Origin of the sequence: Rhodoferax ferrireducens, from assembly GCF_003347515.1 — a bacterium.
GTDB lineage: Bacteria > Pseudomonadota > Gammaproteobacteria > Burkholderiales > Burkholderiaceae_C > Rhodoferax.
Genome location: NZ_QEII01000324.1, coordinates 15239 through 37855, shown reverse-complemented (window position 1 = coordinate 37855; position 22617 = coordinate 15239). Strand labels below are relative to the sequence as shown.

Sequence of the window (22617 nt, the reverse complement as noted above, 5' to 3'; positions counted from 1 at the left end):
CAATAACCCTCAGAAACTCAGGATTGAAGCCTTGCCCGTCTTGAAATGGATAATGCAAACATCTGGGCGCGTCCGCCTGGCGCCGATAGGCGCCAGTGGTAACAACGAAAGTCTGTAAATTTGTGAAGAAGACCCAAACCCCATCTTTGGCGCTACCGCTGGGGCCCGAACCTGCACTGGAGGCCGCCTTGGCCGTCAACAAGGAATTGAGCGAGCTGCTGGACGCCGCCGGTATCGCCACCATCCTGCTGGATCACCAGATGCACATCCGGCGCTTCACCCGCACGGCCGCCCAGCTTCTCCATCTGAATCTCGACGCAGTGGGGCGGCCGGTGGTTCCCCTGCTGTCCCGGCTGGTCGGCGATGTCCCGTGGCTGGCGGACATGCAGGCCGGAATGAACTCGCCAATCCCCGTGGAGGTGCAAGTGCAAACCACGGCTGGTTTGTGGTTCAAGTTACGCATCCAGCCCGAGCAAAAGCCGGACAACACCATTGAAGGCGCCGTCATCACCCTGGTGGACATCACGGAGATGAAGCGCCTGGAGAAGGCGCTTCTGGACGGCGAAGAACGGTACCGGACCATGGTTGAATGGTCGCCCGAAGCGATCAACATACTGCGCGATGGCAAATTTATTTATGTCAATTCGGCCGCCATCGAGCTGTACGGAGCGACCTCGGCGCAAGACCTTCTGGGCCAACCCTCTCGCGACCGGGTGCACCCGGATGATCTTGAAAGCGCATTGCTCCGCATGAAGAGCCTCACCCTGCATGGTGTCAGCGCGCCCTTGGTCGAGATGACATTTTTCAAGCTGGATGGATCGGCCATCAAAGTGCAGGCACAGGCCAAGCGGGTTGAGTACGAAGGCGCCCCTGCCGTTCACGTGGCGTGGCGCGACATCAGTGAACGCAAGCGGGCGCAGGACGCCCTGCGGGAAAGCGTCCAGCGCACGGAAATGGCGGATGAGGTGCTCCATCTGGCCTTTCATGACGCGCTCACCAACCTGCCAAACCGCCGCGTCCTCGTTGACCGGATTGACCAGGCCATGATTGCCAGCAAGCGCAGTGGCTGCCATGGCGCATTGATGTTCATTGATCTGGACAATTTCAAGACGCTGAATGACACGCATGGGCATGCCGTTGGCGATCAGTTGTTGATCGAGGTTGCGCAACGACTGAGAAACAGCGTGCGCGAGGCAGACACCGTGGCGCGTTTCGGGGGCGATGAATTTGTCGTGGTCTTCAGCCCCTTGAAATCCGACAAGGCCGATTCGGGTTCGCAAGCAAATATCATTGCTCGAAATATCTGTGCCGCCTTGTCGCAACCCTACCGACTAACAATCCGGCATGAGGGGGAAACCCAAAATACCGTCGAGCATGTTTGCACGGCGAGCATTGGTGTGGCGTTATTTTTCAGCCATGAAGCGGGCCACGACGACATCCTTAAATGGGCTGACATGGCCATGTACCAAGCCAAGAAATCGGGTCGCAATGCGATTCGATTTCATGAGCCATCGGCCTGACGGTGCAGACGCGTGGCGCAGTCCCGAAGGGCCTGGCGCAGTTCGGCGGGCGCCATGACCTCAAAGTCAAATGACAGCCGCGCCAGTTGCCGGGCGTACCACGCCAGGTCATCGGCCTGGCTGTACAGAATGACCTCGTCACCAGCCGGGTGAAACAGGCCGATCGCCTCAAACAGCTCGGCGCGCGCCGTCGCCATGTCGGTCTTGAGGCGAACGGAAATGGCGTGTGCCCTGGGCAGACTGGCGAGCCCCAGGGCGAGGTGACGAACCGCGTCGAAATCTTCCGGTGGTGCAAAAATCGTCTTGAGCGGCGCAATCGACTTGATGCGGTCAAGACGGAACGAACGCAAGTCATGACGGAGATGGCAATAGCCCACGCCGTACCAGCTCCCGCCACGCCAGGCCAGGCCGTAGCAGTCAAACTCCCGCTCGGTCATCTCGTCCCGGGCCGAGCCGTACTGCAATCTGACGCGCTGCCGCCCATGGGCCGCCGCGCTCATGTCCAGCAGTGCCTCGCTGGGGATGGCCGCGCCCGCGTGCGACAGGTCCAGCTTCACGGTTTCACCGAGCGCGCGCAACTTGGCGCCCAGTCCTTTGGGCATCACCCGCTCCAGCTTGGCCTGCGCGCTCTGGGCGCCGCTGCCCGTGGCGGCCAGACCCAACTGCTTCGCAAACAGCAGACCCACCGACAGCGCCACGGCCTCCGTGTCGGTGAACATCATCGGTGGCAGTTTGGAGCCTGGCGTCAGCCGGTAAGCGCCATAGCGCCCCCGCTCAGAGACTACCGGAATGCCGAGTTCCTGAAGTTTGCTGATGTAGCGCCGCAGTGTCCGCCCATCCACTTCCAGCCGTTGCGCCAACGCGTTACCACTGAGCGCGTCATGGCTTTGCAGCAGCTCCAGCACGGCGAGCACGCGGGTAGTGGGAGAGGTCATGTCGCCAGTTTAAAACGCGGTGAAAGTTATTAGGGCGGAAACTGTCCGGATGCCACTTTATATTTCTCTTCAGACTTCCCACCGGGGAGATGAAAGGATGAAATCATGGAAATCTTGACAATGGTTCAGACCAGCCATCTTTGGCTGTTCGGCCTGATGGTGCTGGGGGTGATCGTGCTGCCGGGCCTCGACATGGCTTTTGTCGTGGCCAGCGCCTTGACCGGCGGACGCAGGGCAGGCCTGGCGGCGGTTGCGGGCGTGGTCGCGGGGGGTGTTGTGCATGTGCTCATGGCAACGCTGGGCATCGGCATCGTGCTGCGGCTGTATCCCGTGGCGTTCAACGCCATGCTGCTGGCCGGCGCCCTCTACATCGCCTGGATCGGGTGGTCCTTGTGGCGCGGCGCCGCCGCGCTGGGTGAGGTGAGCCAGGGGCCTCGCCTCACCATCGCCCAGACTTTCTGGCGCGGCACACTGACCTGCCTGATGAACCCGAAGGCTTACGTGTTCATGCTGGCGATTTTTCCGCAGTTCATGCGAACAGAATACGGGACGCTGGGACTGCAGGCGGTGATGATGGCACTGATCATCGCGTCGACGCAGACCGGCGTCTACGGCGCCATGGCGTGGGGTGCCGGGGGCCTGCAGGACTGGCTGCGCAACAACCCGCGCAGCCAGATTCAAATCGGCCGGGCCGTGGGCGCGTTATTGATCGTGGCGGCTTTATGGACGGGGTGGCAAGGGTGGCGACTGAACGCTTGATTCCTCCCGGGGGCTTCAGCAGGCCCGCTGCGCAAACGCCTCGAACTCAGCCAGCGGCAGCGGACGGCTGAACAGATAGCCCTGGTAGGCATGACAACCCAGGTGGGCCAGAAAGTCCCGCTGGGCCTCGATTTCTACGCCCTCGGCGATGACCGTCAAGCCCAGACTTTCCGCCAGGGCCACCACCATCTTGGCAATCGCGGCATCGTTGGGGTCGATCAGGATGTCCCGGACAAAACCCTGGTCGATTTTCAGCTGGTCCAGCGGCAGCCGTTTCAGGTAGGACAGCGAGGAGTAGCCGGTGCCAAAATCATCCAGTGAAAAGCCCACACCGTGCACTTTCAGTGCCGCCATCTTGGCGATGGTGTTTTCCACCTGGGACACCAGCAAGCTCTCGGTCAGTTCCAGCTTGAGCTTCCTCGGATTTGCACCGGTACTGGTGAGGATCGCCAGTACCTGGTCCACAAAGTCGCACTGGTGCAACTGCTTGGCGCTGACGTTCACGGCCAAAGAGAGATGGGCGGTGTCTGACTGAGTGGCCCATTTCGCCAACTGGGCACAGGCGGTTTCCATGACCCACCGGCCTAGCGGCAGGATCAAGCCGGTGTCCTCGGCCAGTGGAATGAACTCGGCGGGCGGCACCAGGCCGCGCCGTGGATGCTGCCAGCGCACCAGCGCCTCGGCACCCGTCAGGCGGCCGCCACCCACGACCTGCGCCTGGTAGTGCAGGACGAACTGCTCCAGCCGAACCGCCTCGCGCAGATCGACCTCCAGCGCCGCACGGTCGATCACGATGGCCTGCATCTGGGGATCGAAAAACCGCAAGGTATTGCGGCCCGCCGTCTTGGACTGGTACATGGCCAGATCGGCCTGTTTCAACAGTTCCTCGACCGGTGTCTGGTGGCCATTCAGGAGTGTGACACCGATGCTGGCAGTGCAGTGGTACGCGTTGGCGCCAAGCCGGTAGGCCTGGTTCAGCGTGGCGTGAATCTTCTCACCCAGGGCTTCGGCCCGCGTCGCGGCTTCATCAGGATGTTCGCTCAGACCTTCGAGCATCACGACAAACTCGTCGGCACCCAGACGCGCCACGGTATCGCCTTCGCACACACAGGCGCCCAACCGCTGCCCGGCCAGTTCCAGCAGCAGGTCGCCGGCGTCATGGCCCAAGGTGTCGTTCAGTGTCTTGAAGTGGTCCAGGTCGATGAAGAGCAGCGCCCCGTAGTGCGCGCTGCGCGCGCTGGACGCCAGCGCCTGCTGCAAGCGGTCCAGCAGCAAGCGCCGGTTCGGCAGCCCGGTCAGCTGGTCGTAGAAGGCCAGTTGCAGGATCTCTTCTTCGGCCGCCTTGCGCGCCGTGATGTCGGCGTGTGTGCCCACGTAGTGGGTCACGACGCCGTCGTCCGACTTCACCGCGGTGATGGTCACCCAGCTGGGAAAGACTTCGCCATTCTTGCGCCGGTCCCAGATTTCACCTTCCCAACTCCCCGTGCGCTGAATACTCTCCCACATGCCGGCAAAAAAAGCCGCGTTGTGGCGACCCGACTTCAGCAGGCGCAGCGTCTGACCCGTGACCTCTTCGCTGGTGTAGCCGGTGATGTCGGTAAAGGCGCGGTTGACCTGCAGAATCACATGACTGGCATCGGTGACGATCATGCCTTCGCGCGACTCGAACGCCGTGGCGGCAATGCGGAGTTTCGCGTCGGTGTGCTGCTGCGCTTCGATCATGGCATTGAATTCCTGGGCCACCGCGGCGATGTCGCGTGGCCCGTCCACCGGCGCCCTGACGCCGAGGTCGCCACCGTGGACGGCGCGCGCGGCGCGTTCCAGTTCCGCCACCGGTCTGGCGATCCGTCGCGCGATGGCAAGCGCCAGAAGAAGCATGGACATGATCGTGGCCAGCGCGACGACCGAGGCGATGAATGCACGCCGACTCGCCTCGGCGAAGACCGTTGACGCCGGGACGCCCACAAAGGCAAGCCATCCGGTCTCCGGCATCGACACCACGGAATAGAAACGCCTCACGCCGTCCACCCCCTGGCTCTCGAATTCGCCATCCCGCACCTCGACAATCCTGCGCGCCACATCCGAATTGGGTCGGGTGCCAATCGTGCGCTCCGGGTCGGAGTTGCGCCAGATCACACTCCCATCTGCACTGAAGAAGCCGTAACGGACATCGGCTGGCAAGAACTGGGCGGGGATATGGGGGTCCAAAGCCGCCAGGTCGACGGGGAAATGGATCCCGCCGACCATTTCCCGACGCTCATTCCAGATCGGCTCTCTCAGAATGGCTATCCACTTGCCGGTGATCGAGCCGAAAAACGGCTGCCCAACGCTGAAATTCCGCAACGTGAGGAAGGTCTGGAACGACGGCGTTGACCCGTAATTGACCAGCATGCCACCCGGTTGTGGCACCGCCGAGCAGACCACCACACCGGCCATATCCGAATACCCGACATTGGTATAACCTGGGTTCACGCTGAGGAGGTCCTTCAGTGCAGTATCACAATTCTTGGGGTCGACCTGCCTGATCAGTGGACGCAGCGCCAGTCGTTCCATGATCTGGCGGGCATTGGCGATCTGGCTGCCCGTGTTGCTGACCATCGTGCTCGCCAGCATGCGCAGCGAAGTCTTGGTCTGATGGATGGTTTGCTGCGTGTCGGCGTAAATCCCCAGTCCAACGATCGCCACGAGCGGGACCGATACCGCCAGGACCAGTAGCAGGAGATGGCTTCGTATCGATGCTTTGCTCATTGCCTTATTACACCGTACCAAGGCAGAGCGCTCAGGGGGTTTCTTACTGGGGAAAACCATAGGTGCATGGCGTCGCCCCTGCAAGTAGAACATCCCCGGAACAACAGTGAACCGCTACAAAATAAATAGCTATCTGCGCTTATTCCACGAGGGCTAGAGGCCTAAAACCTATAAATTACCCTCAAACTGCGGATGCAGCTGGCGGATCCGGCTCATGGCCATGCCGGCGGCCGCCGTGCGCGTCTCCACGCCCAGCTTGGCAAACACGCGCTCCAGGTGTTTCTTCACGGTCATGGGGCTGGAACCCACAATATCGCCAATGTCGCGGTTGATCTTGCCTTTGACCACCCAGTACAGCACCTCGGCTTCGCGCGGGGTGAGCTTGAAGCTCAGGGCGATGGCTTCGATCACGCTCTCGTCCGACACCTCCTGCATGATGATGAGCCAGTCGCCGCCGCCCTCGGAGTCGCCAATTTGCTGGTGCAGGCGAAAGGTCAGGCGCTTGGGACCGAGCTCGATGCTCAGGCGTGGCGGCTCGACCAGCGCCACCGCCTCCGTCACATGACGGCGCAACCACTGGCATACCGGCTCGGGCGTTTTCGGCGCCTCGGTGCCGTAGTAGCGCAGCAGCAGTTCGCGCGCCAGCGGGGTTTGCCACATGAGCTTGCCATCGCTCACGCGCACGGTGATGCTGGCGTAGCCAAAGGCATCGAGCGCATTGCGGGCCTGGCGCCGTTCGCGCGCGCCCTGCAGATGCACCTGCATGCGGGCCAGCACTTCCTTGGGTTTGATCGGCTTGGTGACGTAGTCGACCCCGCCGGCCTCCAGCGCCGCAACCAGGTACTCGGTCTCGGTCAGGCCGGTCATGAAGATGAGGGGAATATGCGCAGTTTGCGGCGCGGCTTTCAGGCGCCGCGCCACTTCAAAGCCGTCCATGCCGGGCATCATGGCGTCCAGCAGAATGATGTCGGGCAAGGCTTGGGCGGCGCGCTGCAGGGCCGCCTCGCCATTCGTGGCGACCAGCACGGTGTAGCCGGATTCATCAAGCGCGTCATGCAGCACCGAGAGGTTGTCGGGCACGTCGTCCACGATCAGCACAAGGTCGCTGTTGGCGCGGTCAAGGGTTTGGTCTAGGGATGGCTTGGACATTTCTTTGCTCGTCAGGGTTCGTCATTGCGAGCGCAGCGCTCGCAATGACAAATTCAGGGAAGTGCGCATAAGGAGCTTGACTCAATTGCTGACCCATGAGCTCAAACTGGAACTGCCTGGCCAGCGCGCGCATGTCAGCCACAAAGGCGGCACATGACGCTTCGCTGGCTTCGATCTCGTCGAGCTTGTTCATGATGCCGCGGTAGTAGCCCAGGCTTACCACTTCGCGCAACGCCTCCAGCTGCGCAGGTGCGGGGTAAATCAGGGCCTCTCGCGGGGCCGCGATAAGCAGTGCCGACGTGCTGGCTTCGGCCGCCGGTGCCGGCGCCTCCAGCCAGGTGAGGGCCAGGCGTAGCGCCAGCCAGTCCAGCAGTTCGGAGTGGCGCACCGGCTTGAGGATGAAGTCCTCAGCAGGAATGCCCGCGTCGTTGTCCAAGCCCTTGTCAAAGGCATTGGCCGAGACGATGGCAATGCGCGCCTGCGCCAGGGCGCTGCCCTGACCCAGCGCACGCAGGCGGCGAATGGTCTCCCAGCCGTCAATGCCGGGCATGGCCAGGTCCATGAAGATGACGTCGGGCTGGTAACCGGCGGCCAGCAGGTCCAGGCAGTCGTGGCCGCTGGCGGCGGTGCGCAGCTCAAAACCGAGCGGCTGCAGCAAATGAAGAAGCAGCTCGCGATCGGCCTCCTCGTTGTCCACCACCAGCACGCGCCGACGCGGCCCGGCATAGCCGTGGCGCGGTTTGTTCGCCAAGGGCCTGGGCATGTCGGCCGGTGAGCCGGACAGGGACAAGGCTCCGACGGCACCCGCCGTCACGCGCACTTCCGGCAAGAACAGTTTGACCTTGAATATCGAGCCCACGCCCGGCGTGCTGGTCACGCTGAGTTGGCCGCCCATCAGGTCGGTCAGCATCTTGGCGATGGTCAGCCCCAAGCCGGCCCCGGGCGCGGTGGCGCCGGGCGTATTGGCGCGGGTGAAGGGCTCAAAGATTCGCTCGTGTTCCTGCGTTGAGAGGCCGGGCCCGGTGTCTTCAATGTCGATCACCGCCATCTCGCGCGCATAGCGAAGCCGAAACGTGACCTGCCCGCGCGTCGTGAACTTGATGGCGTTGCCCAGCAGGTTGATCAAGATCTGGCGCACCCGCTTTTCGTCGGCCCGCACGACGGCGGGCAGCGCGCCTTCCGCCTCAAACTGAAAGCGCAGGCCCTTGCCCTGCGCTTCGAGCTCGAACAGGCTGGCGATCTCTTGCACAAAGGAGGCAAAGTGCATGGGTTTGACGTTGAGCGTGAGCTTGCCGCTCTCGATATGCGCGATGTCCAGCGTGCCCTCGATCAGCGAGAGCAGGTGCTCGCCGCCGCGCTTGATGACGCTGACGGCCTGCTGGCGGTGCGCCGGAATGGACGCGTCTTCGCCCATCAGCTGCGCATAGCCCAGGATGCTGTTGAGCGGCGTGCGCAGCTCGTGGCTGATGGCGCTGATGTAGCGGCTCTTGGCCTGGTTGGCCTGGTCGGCGGCATGGCGCGCCTGCTCCGCCACGCGCTTCGCGGTTTGCAGGGCCTCGTCGGTCTGGCGGTGCGACTCGATCTCCAGCATCAGCAGGTGGGTCTGGCGATTCGATTCTTCCTGCGCCACCTGGCGGCTTTTGTGCGCCAGCACCACCCACCAGGCCACCAGCCCGGCCAGCAGCAGCAGCGCCATATAGGCTTTCAGAAAACCCGAGCGCAGGGCCGCGTGCGGCGCCTGCGACAGGTCGATGTCGGTCACGGCCTGCGCCAGGGCGCGCAGTTCCTGGTGGTAGAGCAGGCCGAACACACTGGCCAGCAGCGGCACGATCACCAGCATCAGCAGCAGGAAGTAGCCCAGGCCGGTATCCAGGTACGGCCAGCTGGCGCGCGGCAGCAGCCAGCGCAAGGTGGCGGACCATTGGTGCGACAGCGAAGCGTGGGGTTTGCACAGGTCGCCGCAGCGCGCATCCAGCGTGCAGCACAGCGAGCAGATGGCGCCCTGGTAGGCCGGGCAATGCGCCATGTCCGGCCCTTCGTACTCGCGCTCGCAGATCACGCAGCGCTGGAGCTGGTAGCGCTGGTAAGTGCCCTCACCCACCGCCTCGCCACCTCGGCCCGCGCACGCTCGCACAGCACCGGTTGGGTCCTCGACCGCCGGCCCTTCACTCCGTCGTGCAATGTAGTATTTGCCTCGGGTCGCCCAGGCGATCAGCGGCGCGGTGACAAAAGCCGTGCCCAGCGCAATCAGCGCCGAGAAGGCCTGCGCCATCGGTCCAAACACGCCCAGGTGCGCCGTGACCGACAAGAGAGAAGCCAGCGCCATGGCGCCGACGCCCACGGGGTTGATGTCGTATAGGTGCGCGCGCTTGAACTCAATGCCCGGCGGCGACAGGCCCAGCGGCTTGTTGATGACCAGATCGGCCACCACCGCCATCATCCACGCGATGGCGATGTTGGAATACAGGCCCAGCACATCGCCCAGCGCCTGAAACACATTCATCTCCATCAGCATGAAGGCAATGAGCGTGTTGAACACCACCCACACCACCCGGCCCGGGTGGCTGTGCGTGAGGCGCGAGAAGAAGTTGGACCAGGCGAGAGAGCCGGCGTAGGCGTTGGTGACGTTGATCTTGAGCTGCGAGATGACCACGAACAGCGCCGTCGCGGCCACGGCCCAGCCGTAATTCGGAAACACATATTCGTAGGCCGCCAGGTACATCTGGTTCGGGTCCACCGCCCGGTCCGCCGGCACCGAGTGGCTGATGGCCAGGTAGGCCAGCAAGGCGCCGCCCAGCATCTTGAGCACACCCAGGCCCACCCAGCCCGGCCCGCCGACCAGCACGCTCAGCCACCAGCGTTTGCGGTTGGCGGGTGTTTTGGCGGGCATGAAGCGCAGGTAGTCAGCCTGCTCGCCCATTTGCGTCATCAGGGCAACGCCGACCGTCAGCGCCGCACCAAACAGGGGCAGGCTAAAGCCAGCGTTGACGCCCTTCTCCCCGATGTAGTGCACCACGCCCGAGAAAGCACCGGGATCGCGCATCAGCACAAACGCAAAGGGCACCACCAGCATCACCAGCCACAAGGGCTGGGTCCAGACTTGCAGGCGGCTGATGGTGGAGACGCCATGCGTCACCAGCGGAATCACCACCAGCGCGCAAATCAGGTAGCCCCAGCTGGGCGGAATGCCCAAGGCCAGCTCCAGCGCATAGGCCATGACGGCCGCCTCCAGCGCAAAGAAGATGAAGGTGAACGAGGCGTAGATAAGCGAGGTCAGGGTGGAGCCGATGTAGCCGAAACCGGCGCCGCGCGTGAGCAGGTCCATGTCCACGCCATAGCGGGCGGCGTAAATGCTGATCGGCAGGCCGGCCAGAAAGATGATGAGGCCGGTCGCCAGAATGGCCCAGAAGGCATTGGTGAAACCGTATTGCACCAGCAGCGTCGCGCCCACGGCCTCCAGAATCAGGAACGAGGCCGCGCCAAAAGCGGTGTTGGCCACGCGCCATTCCGACCATTTGCGAAAGCGCTGCGGCGTGAAGCGCAGCGCGTAGTCTTCCAGGGTTTCGCTGGCCACCCAGGCGTTGTAGTCGCGCCGGACCAGGGTGATGCGCTGGACCGGCACGTCGGCAACAGGCGGAATCAGGGGCGTGACCAGGGCGTCCATGGATGAAGATAGGGATGGAGGCTGGGCAGTTGGAAAGTACAGATACGCGCAGATGGCAAGTGCAGGTTCTGTGCCATCCCGTGCGGCGTGCCGCCGATGCCGGACCCGACAGACAGTTATGGCACTAATATTGCTGACCGACATCCCGTATTGCCTGCAGCCCGCCCCGGAGAAGACCCATGGAATTGACCCCCAGAGAAAAAGACAAGCTGCTGATTTTTACCGCCGGATTGCTGGCCGAGCGCCGCAAGGCGCGCGGCCTCAAGCTCAACTACCCCGAAGCACTGGCCCTGATCAGCGCCGCCGTGATGGAAGGCGCACGCGACGGCAAAACCGTGGCGCAGCTGATGAGCGAGGGCCGCACCATCCTGACGCGCGCCGACGTGATGGACGGCATCGCCGAGATGATTCCCGACATTCAGGTGGAAGCCACGTTCCCCGATGGCACCAAGCTGGTCACCGTGCACCAGCCGATTGTTTGAGTGCATTTCCATACCGTCATTTAAAGGAGACCGCCACCATGAATTCCAGGTTATTCACCACTCTTATTTTCATAGCTGCTTGCGCAATATCCACGGGGGCTAGCGCCCATATTGGCACTGATGTTGGCGTTCACTCAGAGATTGGCTTCCTGGACGGTCTGCTGCACCCCTTGACCGGACTGGACCACCTGGCCGCCATGCTGGCCGTGGGGTTCTGGAGCGCCCTCACGGCACGCCGCCTGTGGACCACACCGCTGGCTTTCGCCGCCATACTGCTGCTCGGCGCCAGCCTCGGCCCGGCCGGGATTGAACTGCCGGCGGTGGAGCCGATGATTGCGGCCTCTCTGCTGGTACTGGGCCTGCTGGTGGCCTTGCGTGCCCGCCTGCCCGCCCTGTTGGCCGCGGCCTTGGTGGGTGTGTTTGCGATCTTTCACGGCGTGGCGCACGGCACCGAACTGGCCGGTGCGCCGCACATCTGGGCGCCGCTGCTGGGCATGTTGGCCACCACCGTGGCACTGCACGCAACAGGTCTGGGTTTGGGTCTGGCCCTGCGCCGCCGCGGCCACTGGGCTTCGCGGATGGCCGGTGTGGCAGTCACCGTGTTCGGCAGCGTCTTGCTGCTGCAAATGGTTTAACCAGGACACACCATGACACCCGGCGAAATCATCACCGACGGCCCCGATCATGTGCTCAACCCGGGACGGCGCACCCTGACACTGGTGGTGCAAAACACGGCGGACCGACCGATCCAGGTCGGTTCGCACTACCACTTTGCCGAGACCAATGGCGCGCTGGGTTTCGACCGCGCCGCCGCCCAAGGCATGCGCCTGAACATTGCCTCCGGCGCGGCCGTGCGCTTCGAGCCGGGGCAGCAACGCACGGTGGAATTGGTGGACTACGCGGGCGCTCGCGTGGTGTTTGGTTTTCGCGGTTTGACGAACGGTGCAGTGGACGCCAGCATCAAGGGAGCTCCGTAATGGCAACGATAGGACGACGCGCGTACGCCGAGATTTTTGGTCCCACCGTGGGCGACCGGGTACGCCTGGCCGACACCGATCTGCTGATTGAAGTCGAACAGGACCTCACGCTGGGCGCCGGTGGCTACGGCGAAGAGGTCAAGTTCGGCGGCGGCAAAACGATACGCGACGGCATGGCGCAATCGCAGCGCACCCGCGCCGAAGGCGCCGTCGACTGCGTCATGACCAACGCGCTGATCCTGGACCACTGGGGCATCGTCAAGGCCGACATCGGCCTCAAAGGCGGGCGTATTGTCGCCGTCGGCAAGGCCGGCAATCCGGACGTGCAGCCCGGTGTGGACATCATCATCGGCCCCGGCACCGAGGTCATCAGCTGCGAAGGCAATATCGTCACGGCCGGCGGCATCGATTCGCATATTCATTTCATCTGCCCGCAGCAGATTGAAGAGGCGCTGGCCAGTGGCGTGACCACCATGCTCGGCGGCGGCACCGGCCCCGCCACCGGCACTTTTGCCACCACCTGCACGCCGGGGCCGTGGAACATCGAACGCATGCTGCAGGCGGCCGACGCCTTCCCGATGAACCTGGGCTTTCTGGGCAAGGGCAACGCCAGCCTGCCGGCCGCGCTGCATGAGCAGGTCAACGCCGGGGTCATCGGCCTGAAGCTGCACGAAGACTGGGGCACGACACCGGCGGCCATCAGCAACTGCCTGGACGTGGCGGAAGAGACCGACGTGCAGGTGGCGATTCACTCCGACACGCTCAACGAGAGCGGCTTTGTCGAGAACACCATTGCCGCAACCAAGGGCCGTACGCTCTGCGCTTTTCACACCGAAGGCGCGGGCGGCGGCCATGCGCCTGACATCCTTCGCGTGGTGGGCGAGGCCAACTTCCTGCCCTCCTCCACCAACCCGACCATGCCTTACACGCGCAACACGCTGGACGAGCACGTCGACATGCTGATGGTCTGCCACCACCTGGACGCCTCCATCGCCGAAGACCTGGCCTTTGCCGAGAGCCGCATCCGCAAGGAAACCATTGCCGCCGAAGACGTGCTGCACGACCTGGGCGCCATCAGCATGATGAGCAGCGACAGCCAGGCCATGGGCCGCGTGGGCGAAGTGATTCTGCGCACCTGGCAGACGGCGCACAAGATGAAGGGGCAGCGCGGCAAACTTCCCGAAGACAGCGAGCGCAACGACAACTTTCGCGCCAAACGCTATGTCGCCAAATACACCATCAACCCGGCCATTGCTCACGGCATCAGCCACGAGGTGGGCAGCATCGAGGTCGGCAAATGGGCCGATCTGGTGGTGTGGAAGCCGGCCTTCTTCGGCGTCAAACCCGCGCTGATTCTGAAAGGCGGCTTCATCGCCATGGCCGCCATGGGCGACCCCAACGCCAGCATCCCGACGCCGCAGCCGGTGCACTACCGGCCGATGTTTGGCGCCTATGGCGGCGCGCTGACGCGCGGCTCGCTGACCTTTGTATCGCAGGCCGGGCTCAACGCCGGTATCAAGGAACGTTTCGGACTGGCCAAGACGTTGAGCGCTGTGAAGAACATCCGCGGCGTGCGCAAGCAACACATGGTGCACAACAGCTACCTGCCGAAGATGGAGATTGACGCGCAGACCTACACCGTGCGCGCCGATGGCCAGTTGCTGACCTGCGATCCGGCGCTAAGCTTGCCCATGTCGCAACGCTATTTCTTATTCTGATGCTCCAAATCTCCAAACTCATGCCGCAAGGCGCCGGCCTCGCCCCGGTGCTGATCAAACGCGCCGCCACCGTCGAGCTCGACTGGGACGTGCGCCAGAAAAGCCGCTTTGACGCGACCGATTCACAGAATCGCGCCTTGGGCGTGTTCCTGCCGCGCGGCACTTTGGTACGCGGTGGCGATGTGCTGGTGGCCGAAGACGGCTCGCTGATCCGGGTGATTGCCGCTCCGCAGCCGGTGCTGGTGATCACCGCCTGCGCCGAGCACGGCAGCCCGTTCGACCTGACGCGCGCCGCCTACCACCTGGGCAACCGCCACGTCCCCATCGAACTCAAACCCGACCACCTGAAAATCGAACCCGATCATGTGCTGGCCGACATGCTGCGCGCCATGCATTTGACTGTGCGCGAGGCGATCGAGGCGTTTGAGCCGGAGGGCGGCGCCTATTCAAGCAGCGGTCACAGCCACGGCAATGCGCACGCCCCCGCCGCCCACACGCACGACGCTGATCACGGGCACGCGCATGCCCATGCGGCGGCGAAACCCAAGCCCGTCAACATTCCGATTGCCGCGGCGACAACGCCCCACGTCCACGGACCGGGCTGCAACCACGGTCACAAGCACTGATGCAGCGCACCGATGCCAGCTTGATACAACTGATGTGGCTGGCTTCGCCGGCCCTGCCGATTGGCGGATTTTCTTATTCAGAATGCCTTGAAGCGGCCGTGGACAGTGCGCAAGTAGCTACAGAATCAGGAGCATCTGAGTGGCTGCTGGAGCAGCTTCATCTGAGCCTGGCGCGTGGCGACCTGGCCGTGGTCGCGCAGGCGGTGCGCGCCTGGCAGCACGCAGACCACGCCCACGTTGCCGAACTCAACGCCTGGGTGCTGCACACCCGCGAGAGCAGCGAACTGCGTGCGCAAGCCGAGCAAATGGGTCGCTCCCTGCTCGAATGGCTGCGCAACCACACCACTGCCCGCGCCGAACAAATCGACACGCTGGCCGCCCTGCAGCCGACCTACCCCCTGGCTTTTGCGCTGGCAGCTTCCGCCACCCAAGCCCCGGTGCGCGATTGCCTGCTGACCTATGCCTTCGGTTGGGCCGAGAACATGGTGCAGGCCGCCATCAAGTCCGTGCCGCTGGGCCAAAGTGCCGGGCAACGCATTTTGTCCGCCTTGGTGGCCGAAATTCCGGCCGCTGTCGACCATGCGCTGTCGCTGGAGAACAGCGAACGCCAAGCCTTTTCCCCCATGCTGGCCATCCTCAGTGCCCAGCATGAAGTTCAATATTCCCGCCTCTTTAGATCCTGAAAGCCGCGCCCATGTCCGCACTGCACCACATCGCTCATCGCACCAAGAACCTGCCGCCCCTGCGTGTCGGCATCGGCGGCCCGGTCGGCTCTGGCAAAACCACCTTGCTGGAAATGCTCTGCAAAGGCATGCGCGACCAATACGACCTGGTCGCCATCACCAACGATATCTACACCAAGGAAGACCAGCGCTTGCTGACCGAGAGCGGCGCGCTGGCCGCTGAACGCATCATGGGGGTCGAGACCGGCGGCTGCCCGCACACCGCCATCCGCGAGGATGCCTCGATCAACCTGGAGGCCATCGACCGCATGCTGGTGGACTTTCCCGACGCCGACATCGTGTTCATCGAGAGCGGCGGCGACAACCTGGCCGCCACCTTCAGCCCCGAACTGAGCGACTTGACGATCTACGTGATCGACGTCGCCGCTGGCGAGAAGATCCCGCGCAAAGGCGGCCCCGGCATCACCAAGAGTGATCTGTTCGTGATCAACAAGACCGACCTCGCGCCCTACGTGGGCGCCGACCTGAACGTGATGGCGGCGGACACCACCCGCATGCGCACCACGGCCAAAGGCCTCAAGCCCTTTGTCATGACCAATTTAAAGACCCAGGCCGGTCTGAGCGACGTGATTTCTTTCATCGAAACCAAAGGCATGCTGCAAGCCAGTTAGAATACGCGGCTTGGAAGCGTGGCAGAGTGGTCGATTGCACCGGTCTTGAAAACCGGCAAACCGAAAGGTTTCGTGAGTTCGAATCTCACCGCTTCCGCCAACTGGCTTGACTTTTTCGAAGTCGCTGCAATAGCGTACTTTCCGGCTCTGCTTCCAGTGCCGCGACCGCAATCCAGTGCTCTGGACTCTCTCCTAATTTCATAGCAATACCTCCAGCAAGCGCAGGGCTTAGCCGTCCTCTGATCTTTGCTACCGCAAGCGTGTTTCTTGATACGCCTAGCTCGTCGCACCAAGCTTTTGCAGATGGTTCCACCGTCAACGCCTGCTGGAAAAGTTCCATCGTTGTGTTCATTTTTGCGCCTTTCGTGATGTCAGACTGTAATCTTTTCATTGATTACCGTCAGTAATCATGGTAGCTTCCGGTCTTGATTACGCTTTGTAATCAAAAGTAACCAAGAGCCGCCATGATTAAACTCATAACTGCATCGCCCGCCTCGGGCATGTCACTTTCCGATTTTTGCTCTCCGCCTGCCGCAAAAACTGAATCCATTCAAGGCTTGGCGGCTCTGGTGGATTCAGGGCAGGCGGGGGGCATTCGTCGCCACCCCATGTACGCGCCTTTTTACGAAAACCGTCACCTGTGGGTAAAGAAGTTTTGTCGGCTTCGTCGGTCCATCAATGAGGTTTTGTGGCTTCAGTCCGCTGGCGATTTGAGTACTGAGGCTTGGGTTGACTGCGATACAGCGCTTCGCGACAGTTTGCGCGAGATCGTCAGAGAGGCCACCGATTACGGCCTTCTGCTGTTTTTGGTCGCTGAGTCGGCATGAACGAGCCCTACACCCACGCCATGCATAGCCGTAGGTGCTCTGAATCGGCCCGTAGCGGCCTTTCAGCGGTCGGCTTGAGGGTACAGGTCCAAAAACGCGGCGTGACCTACTGCGCCCGCATTGCGGCCCCCTGGACCACGCCCGACGGGCTGGATTGCTGGACGGTTGAATCCACTTGTCCCGAAGTTGCTCGCTTTACCGTCCCGGTTCGCCGTGTACGCGAATGCGGGCAGGCCGATTGTTCTTGTGCACCCACCGCCGCAGGCGTGGACCGGGCGAAGCTTGCGCCGCACGTGTCCCCCGCCCAAGCGGCGGCGGAAACTGGGATTCGAGGGTGAGATGCAAGTAACACCTCACCAAATGTTCACCGGTGAACAAAAATCACTTAAAAGCGCGGGTAAACCCTTACTTTCAGTGACCCAGTTGAAAAGCATCAAGAAAGCCAAGAATCAGCCTTTGCCGGTGCTTAAATCCGTTGCAAACGTCGCTTGCCCTTGCCCTCTGGACCCCGCGAAGCAGCCGGTCTACGTCCCGGCCCAGTTTGCCGACTTGAATCGCCGTGATGATCCCACGGAACCGTTTTTCGTCGATTGGCTCACCATGCGCCAGTCCCATGAATTTGAACTGCCTGTCATCAATGCGGGCGTGGTCTGCGGCATCGATGCCCACGGCGAAATTGAATGGCAGACCCAACGCGCATCACAGATCGAAGGCTCGTTTGATACGTCGATTCAACTTCGCTGTGATGGCCATACGGTCCTTTTTTCCGGCAACGTGTCCCGGTTCGGTCGTACAAATAATTTGTTCGGCTTCTCGTTTGCTGACTGCCTGCGCCGGGTAAACCACGTCCTCGCCCGCTTCGGCTTGCCGCCGTTCTCGGCTGGCAAAAAGATGTACCGCACGGTTCGTCATTCAGATGGTGCCTGCACCGTGTCACCAGCTTGGACCGGCGCCACTATCAGCCGTATTGACTTGACCGGGAACTATGAAACTGGCTCGCTGTCGAACGCCCGCGCTTACCTCGAATGGCTGGCAACGCAACAGGGTAACGCCCGCCTGAAAGTCGGTACTCGCGTGGATGGTGAAACCGTCGATTGGGGGCGCGGCTCCCGTCGCCTCTACTCAAAAATTTACATCAAGTCTGCCGAATTGCGTAAGCACGCGGCCCCCGGCGACTTGCTTTTCAATGACGACGAAAGCCTAGATACCGATCTGGCTCGCCTTGTCCGTCATTGCGAAAACGTGGGCCTCGTGCGCTTTGAAGTAACGGCGAAAGCCACCCAGTTGATATCAATGGGCTGCAACTATTTAGGAGGTTTTGATATGCACAAAATCGTTGAACTTTATTCAGAACGCGCTGCCGTTCTCAGTCGCGCGACTCATACCCATGACGACCTCGAAGACTGTCCCAATCAGTTTCGCCGTACCGCTCGTGATTACCTTGCTGGCGATGATCTTCACAAGCATTTGAGCGTGTCCACCTTCCGGCGTCACCGCCTCGCATTGCTTCGTTTTGGTTTGGACATCAGTGTTCGGCGAAACGTCATAAATTTTCAACCCCGTGTCCGCGTCATTGAGCTAAAGGCGGCTACGGTTCCCAGTTGGTATCAGCTCGATGAAAGGTTAGTAGCATGAAAGTTCTCGTCATTGGTTTGGATTTTGCAGAAGGTGTTTCCACCAAGTCCGGCACACCTAAACCGTACTCCATCGGCAAGCTCTTCGTAGCTTGCAAGATCGACGGTCAAAACGCCCGTGGTGCGCAAGGCACTGAATATCAAGTTGATGTCTCCACCATCAAAAAAATCAATCATCTGCCCTTGCCTTTCGAAGCAGATTTGCATGTCGAGGATGTGATGCGTTTCGGTAAACGTGAATCCAAGGTGTTTGACGTGGTGCCGACTTCACTCGTTAAACCTGCGGCCTCCGCTCCCGGTACTGGCCTGCGCGCTGCTTAAGAATTCGCCCGTTTTGGGCAATACGTGGACGGGGCGTTTTCCTCGTCGTTTCTGAAAGAGTTCTCATGAACAAAAACATCATTCGCGGCCTCGTGGCTGCTGGCGTACTGGCTACCGTCGGCGCTGCCAATGCTGCCTTGCCGACTGAAGCCGCGACTGCGATTACCACGGCGGGTACCGACTTGCTGTCGGCTATCGGCATGGTCATCGCTTCCATGGTCGCTGTTTGGGGTCTGCGCAAGTTGGGCCAAAAAATGGGCTGGCTGTAACCTGTTAAGGGTTAGTTCCTGAAGGGTTCCGGCCTCGGTGCCCTTTGGAAAATCACTCTGAAAAATCATGGGCTCACTTTTTCAAAACGTCTGTTATCCAACTCAGGAAATGGCCCGTGTCTCGGCCTGTTCTGGTGTGCAGGCATCGGCCATCGTCGGCGGCGATCTGATTACCGCTGAATGCACCTCCTCGGCCTTTGGCGGTGCCACCATGGATATCTGCAAGCGCACCAATGGCGGTTCCTGCCTCTCCGTGGCCTCTCCTTGGCCCGCTACGCCTGATTGCGCCCATGACGGAGGGGTCACCCTCTCCTATGATTATTTCCTCGCTGCAATCACGTTCTTGTGCGTGGTGTGGGGCGGTAAAAAACTGATCCAACTTTTTGACCATCACCATGCAGACTCATGACTTACGAACACTATCAACTTATCAACACTTACGCTCCCTTGGCTGTCTTCTTCTTGGGGCTCTATGTGGTTTTCAAGTAAACGCGCAGGTCGCAACCGGCCAATACACCGCCTTCGATAAGTTCATGGCCCTGTCCACGGGCAGTAAAACCACGGTTGGATTTCCTCCAGTCCTTACGGGTGGTTCTCCCGTCGCCGCTAATGCATTGACTGGGACGGGTGCTCGCATTGGGCGTTTTGGCATTGCCGCTGACTTGGCGACTAAAGGCCTTGCTCTCAGTGGTTCGGGTAATTTGCCTCTTGGTGCTGCGGGCCGTGTCGTTCCCGTTGCCCTTGTTGGCAAAGTCTCCAATAAAGCTTTGGGCTTGGCCTTGGGTCGTTTTGTTGGCGCTGCTGGTGGTCCTATGGGTTTTGCTGTCATTACGGCGGGCACGATTGCGATTCCTGCTGTCATGGACTGGCTAGAAAGTGCCGATTTGGAGACTGGCGGTCCTTCTGGTTTTCAGAAGCGCAGGCTTGGCGATGTGTGTGTTAGTGGGTGTCTTGAGTGGAGTCCGTATGACACCGCTGGCGGTTGGTATAAGGGGAGTGCTGCTGCTGCTCAGGCCGTGGCTGATTGGGCGGCGCCTAGGATGTGTCCGTCTAACGCCTCTAATTGCTCATCTCGTGTGGATCGGATCGACTTTGAGGCGTACCCTATTAAAGTTTGGGTTCATGAAACCTTTGATCTAAATACCGGTGGTGTCGGGTCGAGCGACAACGCTTATTCGATCGTGTCTCGGCCCACGCCGGGTTATGATTTAAGTAGTGTGGAGCCTGTTGAATTGCCTGATGTGCTCGCCGCTTTGGAGGCGGTTCAGCCGTCCCCTGAAGTGCTTCAAGAGTTGTTCACCATTGACCAGACCGGGCGTTACTCGGATCAGCTCTTGAAGGATTTGGCGGTACAGAATGTGGTGGCCTCGGGTCCGTCTACCGTCATCGGTCCTGTTGAAACTAAGACGGAACCGGCTACCTCCACGACTCCGGAAAAAACTACCACGACCAAGACCGATTACAACTGCGTCTATGTCATGGCTGACGTCACCTGTACTGACAAGAAAACGGAAACCGCCACCACTACGAAAATCAATCCAGCTACCGGTCTTCCAGAGACTGAGACGACCACGACCACGACCGAAAAAGAGCCGGAAACCAAACAGGAAGACCCTTGCAACGAGCACCCGAATCGGAACGGTTGCCGCGAAGATGAATTCGATATTCCGGACGGTGAAATTCCGAAAATTGACAAGACCATCACTTTTCAAGCGGAAGATTTAGGTTTTGGCGGCGGCTCTTGTCCTGCCAATAAAACGATGATGGTCGGCGGTCAATCCATCACCGTGGTGGACTGGGCCGAAAACTGCTCTTACATCACCACTTACGCCAAGCCGATGATTCTTGCCATGGCTTTTTTCTCGGCCATGATGATTATCTTTGTCGGGGGCAAGATCGAATGAAACTCGGCACTTGGTTATTTGCGCTGATCTCGCCCGCTATCGGTCGCATTCTGACAGCGTTGGGTTTTTCGGTTGTCTCCATCCTCGGCATGGAAGCGCTTTTAGGCCAGCTCCGTACCTCGCTCGTTTCTGGCCTCGGCGGCATGTCAGTCGATTTGTTCAACGTCTTTTTGCTCGCTGGCGGCGGTCAGGCGCTTGGCATCATTACCGGCGCTCTCACGACAAAATTGCTTCTCTGGCAAGTGCAAAACGCTACCAAAATTCTTGGCGTCAACCCCGGCTAAAACGCCTGTTTTTTTATCTGTCGTTATCGTGCCGCCATCAAACTATATAAACAGTTTATATAGTTTCTTCTGTCGTTAAAATTACTCAAAACGCGCATGGTTATTATTTACTACGCTATCACAATATGAGCATAACGTTAATCACCGGCGTCCCCGGCTCGGGGAAAACGCTCTACGCGATCGGTAATTTGCTGAAACAGTACATCGGTGCCACCGTCCCCCAAGAAGTGGACGGCGTGACCACCATTCACCCGCGCACCATCTATTCCAACATCAACGGTCTGTTGCTCGATCACGAGCTGATTGACGCTGGCGATAACCAAGGTTTGCGCGACTGGCACACCTGGGCGAAACCCGGTTCCGTCATCTGCTACGACGAATTCCAAAAGGCTTGGCCACCACGCCCCAACGGCTCCAAGGTCCCCGACGATATCCAAGCCTTGGACACCCACCGCCATATGGGCGTTGACTTCATCCTGATCACGCAAAATTGCATGAACGTGGACCGCCACATTTTGGGCCTCGTCGATCGGCATTTGCATGTGCGCCGCGTGGCAAATATGGGCATGGCCGTTGTTTACGAATGGGACCATGCCAGCAAATCACTGCTGTACAAAAACGCCTTGACCAAGGCCCCATGGCGCTACGACAAAAGCGTTTTCAAGCTCTACAAAAGCGCCGAAGTCCACACCAAGCAAAAACGCAAATTGCCGGGGTTGGTCTGGTTCATCTTGGCCGGTCTGGCCGGTACTGCTTACGCTGTCCCGAATCTCAAAGCCCGCTTAACTGAGCGTATCAGTGGCAAACCTGCTCCCTCTGCCTCGGCGCCCGATCAGCCCAAGCCCGGGCAAAAAATGGAGTACTCCAAGGATGGCATCAAATACACGGTCGAGACGACTAAAGCGCCTTTTTCCCCCCTCGTTGCTGTTGCGCCTGTTGCGTCCGCTTCTGCGCCGTCTGCTGCGCCTGTAATGGCCGGTTGTGTGGCTACCCCCGTCAAATGCGCTTGCGTTGATGCTGCGGGCGCTCCGATCGCTGCTGAACCTGATTTCTGCCGTGCTCAGATTCTCGGCAATGCCGCACCAGGTCAAAAGGTCAACACGCTTGAGCTGGTCAAGGCTCCGGACATGGCTGACATCCCCAAGGATGCAGACCGTCAAGCCGTCGATGTTTCGGTTCTGGCCTTCATGTCCCGCAATGCCTCGCGGCCGCATCGTTACCCGTAACGATTCAAAAGGAGCCTGAAACATGCCACGCAAAAGAATCCATGCCGATGCTGCCGCCAGGACTGCCGCTCATCGGGCCAAGAACGACACCGTCACGCTGTCCGTCGATCTGCCGCGCCATCTGGTCGAATCGCTGGACGCCTTCCTGCGCTTCAAGAACGTCACCAAAGTCGAGGTCATATCGAAGCTGCTTATCTCCCAACTTCTACGCAAGCGATAA

At 60.8% G+C, this 22617-nt stretch carries 23 protein-coding genes and 1 tRNA gene; 19 read left to right on the top strand and 5 right to left on the bottom strand.

Annotation, left to right across the window (positions count from 1 at the left end; translation table 11 throughout):
* Positions 1–122: 122 nt before the first annotated feature.
* Complete coding sequence (locus C5P05_RS30740) at positions 123–1520, top strand: diguanylate cyclase domain-containing protein (RefSeq protein ID WP_198674919.1); 1398 nt, start codon at positions 123–125, stop codon at positions 1518–1520.
* Here C5P05_RS30740 and C5P05_RS30735 read toward each other — a convergent pair.
* The gene (locus tag C5P05_RS30735) at positions 1502–2455 is read right to left on the bottom strand and encodes a helix-turn-helix transcriptional regulator (RefSeq protein WP_114973682.1); all 954 of its coding nucleotides are present in this window, start codon (positions 2453–2455) and stop codon (positions 1502–1504) included. The genes C5P05_RS30740 and C5P05_RS30735 overlap by 19 nt on opposite strands.
* A 105-nt stretch (positions 2456–2560) precedes the next feature.
* Between C5P05_RS30735 and C5P05_RS30730 the strand changes: the two genes are divergently transcribed.
* Complete coding sequence (locus C5P05_RS30730) at positions 2561–3214, top strand: LysE family translocator (RefSeq protein ID WP_232834736.1); 654 nt, start codon at positions 2561–2563, stop codon at positions 3212–3214.
* A gap of 15 nt (positions 3215–3229) precedes the next feature.
* On the opposite strand, the gene C5P05_RS30725 is transcribed toward C5P05_RS30730, so the two are convergent.
* From C5P05_RS30725 to C5P05_RS30715, 3 genes are all read right to left on the bottom strand, one after another.
* Positions 3230–5962, bottom strand: coding sequence for an EAL domain-containing protein (locus C5P05_RS30725; RefSeq protein ID WP_232834735.1), 2733 nt, complete (start codon positions 5960–5962; stop codon positions 3230–3232).
* Between the two features lie 168 nt (positions 5963–6130).
* Entirely contained in the window at positions 6131–7111 is a 981-nt protein-coding gene (locus tag C5P05_RS30720; RefSeq protein ID WP_114973680.1) for a response regulator, read from the bottom strand.
* Positions 7080–10775: an ATP-binding protein gene (locus C5P05_RS30715; RefSeq protein ID WP_114973679.1), complete on the bottom strand. Its 3696-nt coding sequence runs from the start codon at positions 10773–10775 to the stop codon at positions 7080–7082. The genes C5P05_RS30720 and C5P05_RS30715 overlap by 32 nt, the downstream gene beginning before the upstream one ends.
* Positions 10776–10954: 179 nt before the next feature.
* On the opposite strand from C5P05_RS30715, the gene ureA reads away from it, so the two are divergent.
* The 8 genes from ureA (at position 10955) to C5P05_RS30675 (ending at position 16032) form a co-directional block, all read left to right on the top strand.
* Positions 10955–11257 carry an urease subunit gamma gene (gene ureA / locus C5P05_RS30710; protein ID WP_114973678.1) on the top strand — a complete coding sequence of 101 codons (303 nt, stop codon included), beginning with the start codon at positions 10955–10957 and terminating at the stop codon, positions 11255–11257.
* A 38-nt stretch (positions 11258–11295) separates the two neighbouring features.
* On the top strand, positions 11296–11892 hold the full coding sequence (locus C5P05_RS30705) for a HupE/UreJ family protein (RefSeq protein WP_114973677.1): 597 nt from the start codon (positions 11296–11298) through the stop codon (positions 11890–11892).
* A 12-nt stretch (positions 11893–11904) separates the two neighbouring features.
* Entirely contained in the window at positions 11905–12234 is a 330-nt protein-coding gene (locus C5P05_RS30700; protein WP_114973676.1) for an urease subunit beta, read from the top strand.
* Positions 12234–13952: an urease subunit alpha gene (gene ureC / locus C5P05_RS30695; RefSeq protein WP_114973675.1), complete on the top strand. Its 1719-nt coding sequence runs from the start codon at positions 12234–12236 to the stop codon at positions 13950–13952. The genes C5P05_RS30700 and ureC overlap by 1 nt, the downstream gene beginning before the upstream one ends.
* Positions 13952–14578 carry an urease accessory protein UreE gene (gene ureE / locus C5P05_RS30690; RefSeq protein WP_114973674.1) on the top strand — a complete coding sequence of 209 codons (627 nt, stop codon included), beginning with the start codon at positions 13952–13954 and terminating at the stop codon, positions 14576–14578. The genes ureC and ureE overlap by 1 nt, the downstream gene beginning before the upstream one ends.
* Positions 14578–15261, top strand: coding sequence for an urease accessory protein UreF (locus tag C5P05_RS30685; protein ID WP_114973673.1), 684 nt, complete (start codon positions 14578–14580; stop codon positions 15259–15261). Before ureE ends, C5P05_RS30685 begins: the two co-directional genes overlap by 1 nt.
* An 11-nt stretch (positions 15262–15272) precedes the next feature.
* Positions 15273–15932, top strand: coding sequence for an urease accessory protein UreG (ureG, locus tag C5P05_RS30680; protein WP_114973672.1), 660 nt, complete (start codon positions 15273–15275; stop codon positions 15930–15932).
* 12 nt (positions 15933–15944) lie between these two features.
* A tRNA-Ser gene (locus C5P05_RS30675) sits at positions 15945–16032 on the top strand.
* Here the strand turns inward: C5P05_RS30675 and C5P05_RS33940 are convergent.
* Positions 16018–16323: a hypothetical protein gene (locus C5P05_RS33940; RefSeq protein WP_198674918.1), complete on the bottom strand. Its 306-nt coding sequence runs from the start codon at positions 16321–16323 to the stop codon at positions 16018–16020. The genes C5P05_RS30675 and C5P05_RS33940 overlap by 15 nt on opposite strands.
* Positions 16324–16396: 73 nt before the next feature.
* On the opposite strand from C5P05_RS33940, the gene C5P05_RS30670 reads away from it, so the two are divergent.
* From C5P05_RS30670 to C5P05_RS30630, 9 genes are all read left to right on the top strand, one after another.
* On the top strand, positions 16397–16759 hold the full coding sequence (locus C5P05_RS30670) for a hypothetical protein (protein WP_114973671.1): 363 nt from the start codon (positions 16397–16399) through the stop codon (positions 16757–16759).
* A gap of 339 nt (positions 16760–17098) precedes the next feature.
* Entirely contained in the window at positions 17099–18394 is a 1296-nt protein-coding gene (locus C5P05_RS30665) for a phage/plasmid replication domain-containing protein (RefSeq protein ID WP_114973670.1), read from the top strand.
* Complete coding sequence (locus tag C5P05_RS30660) at positions 18391–18714, top strand: hypothetical protein (RefSeq protein WP_114973669.1); 324 nt, start codon at positions 18391–18393, stop codon at positions 18712–18714. Before C5P05_RS30665 ends, C5P05_RS30660 begins: the two co-directional genes overlap by 4 nt.
* A 65-nt stretch (positions 18715–18779) precedes the next feature.
* A complete protein-coding gene (locus C5P05_RS30655; RefSeq protein WP_114973668.1) occupies positions 18780–18983 on the top strand; it encodes a major capsid protein in 204 nt (67 codons plus the stop codon).
* 67 nt (positions 18984–19050) lie between these two features.
* A complete protein-coding gene (locus C5P05_RS30650; RefSeq protein ID WP_157979493.1) occupies positions 19051–19392 on the top strand; it encodes a hypothetical protein in 342 nt (113 codons plus the stop codon).
* Positions 19367–20887, top strand: coding sequence for a hypothetical protein (locus C5P05_RS33935; protein ID WP_157979492.1), 1521 nt, complete (start codon positions 19367–19369; stop codon positions 20885–20887). Before C5P05_RS30650 ends, C5P05_RS33935 begins: the two co-directional genes overlap by 26 nt.
* Positions 20884–21171, top strand: coding sequence for a DUF2523 domain-containing protein (locus C5P05_RS30640; protein ID WP_114973665.1), 288 nt, complete (start codon positions 20884–20886; stop codon positions 21169–21171). The genes C5P05_RS33935 and C5P05_RS30640 overlap by 4 nt, the downstream gene beginning before the upstream one ends.
* 125 nt (positions 21172–21296) lie before the next feature.
* Entirely contained in the window at positions 21297–22397 is a 1101-nt protein-coding gene (locus C5P05_RS30635) for a zonular occludens toxin domain-containing protein (RefSeq protein WP_114973664.1), read from the top strand.
* 22 nt (positions 22398–22419) lie between these two features.
* Positions 22420–22617: a hypothetical protein gene (locus C5P05_RS30630; protein ID WP_114973663.1), complete on the top strand. Its 198-nt coding sequence runs from the start codon at positions 22420–22422 to the stop codon at positions 22615–22617.

What these genes read in the sequence shown, in the direction of transcription:
- C5P05_RS30735 (WP_114973682.1), bottom strand. Translation starts at nt 2,455, where the DNA reads ATGACCTCTCCCACTACCCGCGTGCTCGCCGTGCTGGAGCTGCTGCAA.
- C5P05_RS30730 (WP_232834736.1), top strand. Translation starts at nt 2,561, where the DNA reads ATGGAAATCTTGACAATGGTTCAGACCAGCCATCTTTGGCTGTTCGGC.
- C5P05_RS30725 (WP_232834735.1), bottom strand. Translation starts at nt 5,962, where the DNA reads ATGAGCAAAGCATCGATACGAAGCCATCTCCTGCTACTGGTCCTGGCG.
- C5P05_RS30720 (WP_114973680.1), bottom strand. Translation starts at nt 7,111, where the DNA reads ATGTCCAAGCCATCCCTAGACCAAACCCTTGACCGCGCCAACAGCGAC.
- C5P05_RS30715 (WP_114973679.1), bottom strand. Translation starts at nt 10,775, where the DNA reads ATGGACGCCCTGGTCACGCCCCTGATTCCGCCTGTTGCCGACGTGCCG.
- ureA (WP_114973678.1), top strand. Translation starts at nt 10,955, where the DNA reads ATGGAATTGACCCCCAGAGAAAAAGACAAGCTGCTGATTTTTACCGCC.
- C5P05_RS30705 (WP_114973677.1), top strand. Translation starts at nt 11,296, where the DNA reads ATGAATTCCAGGTTATTCACCACTCTTATTTTCATAGCTGCTTGCGCA.
- C5P05_RS30700 (WP_114973676.1), top strand. Translation starts at nt 11,905, where the DNA reads ATGACACCCGGCGAAATCATCACCGACGGCCCCGATCATGTGCTCAAC.
- ureC (WP_114973675.1), top strand. Translation starts at nt 12,234, where the DNA reads ATGGCAACGATAGGACGACGCGCGTACGCCGAGATTTTTGGTCCCACC.
- ureE (WP_114973674.1), top strand. Translation starts at nt 13,952, where the DNA reads ATGCTCCAAATCTCCAAACTCATGCCGCAAGGCGCCGGCCTCGCCCCG.
- C5P05_RS30685 (WP_114973673.1), top strand. Translation starts at nt 14,578, where the DNA reads ATGCAGCGCACCGATGCCAGCTTGATACAACTGATGTGGCTGGCTTCG.
- ureG (WP_114973672.1), top strand. Translation starts at nt 15,273, where the DNA reads ATGTCCGCACTGCACCACATCGCTCATCGCACCAAGAACCTGCCGCCC.
- C5P05_RS33940 (WP_198674918.1), bottom strand. Translation starts at nt 16,323, where the DNA reads ATGAAAAGATTACAGTCTGACATCACGAAAGGCGCAAAAATGAACACA.
- C5P05_RS30670 (WP_114973671.1), top strand. Translation starts at nt 16,397, where the DNA reads ATGATTAAACTCATAACTGCATCGCCCGCCTCGGGCATGTCACTTTCC.
- C5P05_RS30665 (WP_114973670.1), top strand. Translation starts at nt 17,099, where the DNA reads ATGCAAGTAACACCTCACCAAATGTTCACCGGTGAACAAAAATCACTT.
- C5P05_RS30660 (WP_114973669.1), top strand. Translation starts at nt 18,391, where the DNA reads ATGAAAGTTCTCGTCATTGGTTTGGATTTTGCAGAAGGTGTTTCCACC.
- C5P05_RS30655 (WP_114973668.1), top strand. Translation starts at nt 18,780, where the DNA reads ATGAACAAAAACATCATTCGCGGCCTCGTGGCTGCTGGCGTACTGGCT.
- C5P05_RS30650 (WP_157979493.1), top strand. Translation starts at nt 19,051, where the DNA reads ATGGGCTCACTTTTTCAAAACGTCTGTTATCCAACTCAGGAAATGGCC.
- C5P05_RS30640 (WP_114973665.1), top strand. Translation starts at nt 20,884, where the DNA reads ATGAAACTCGGCACTTGGTTATTTGCGCTGATCTCGCCCGCTATCGGT.
- C5P05_RS30635 (WP_114973664.1), top strand. Translation starts at nt 21,297, where the DNA reads ATGAGCATAACGTTAATCACCGGCGTCCCCGGCTCGGGGAAAACGCTC.
- C5P05_RS30630 (WP_114973663.1), top strand. Translation starts at nt 22,420, where the DNA reads ATGCCACGCAAAAGAATCCATGCCGATGCTGCCGCCAGGACTGCCGCT.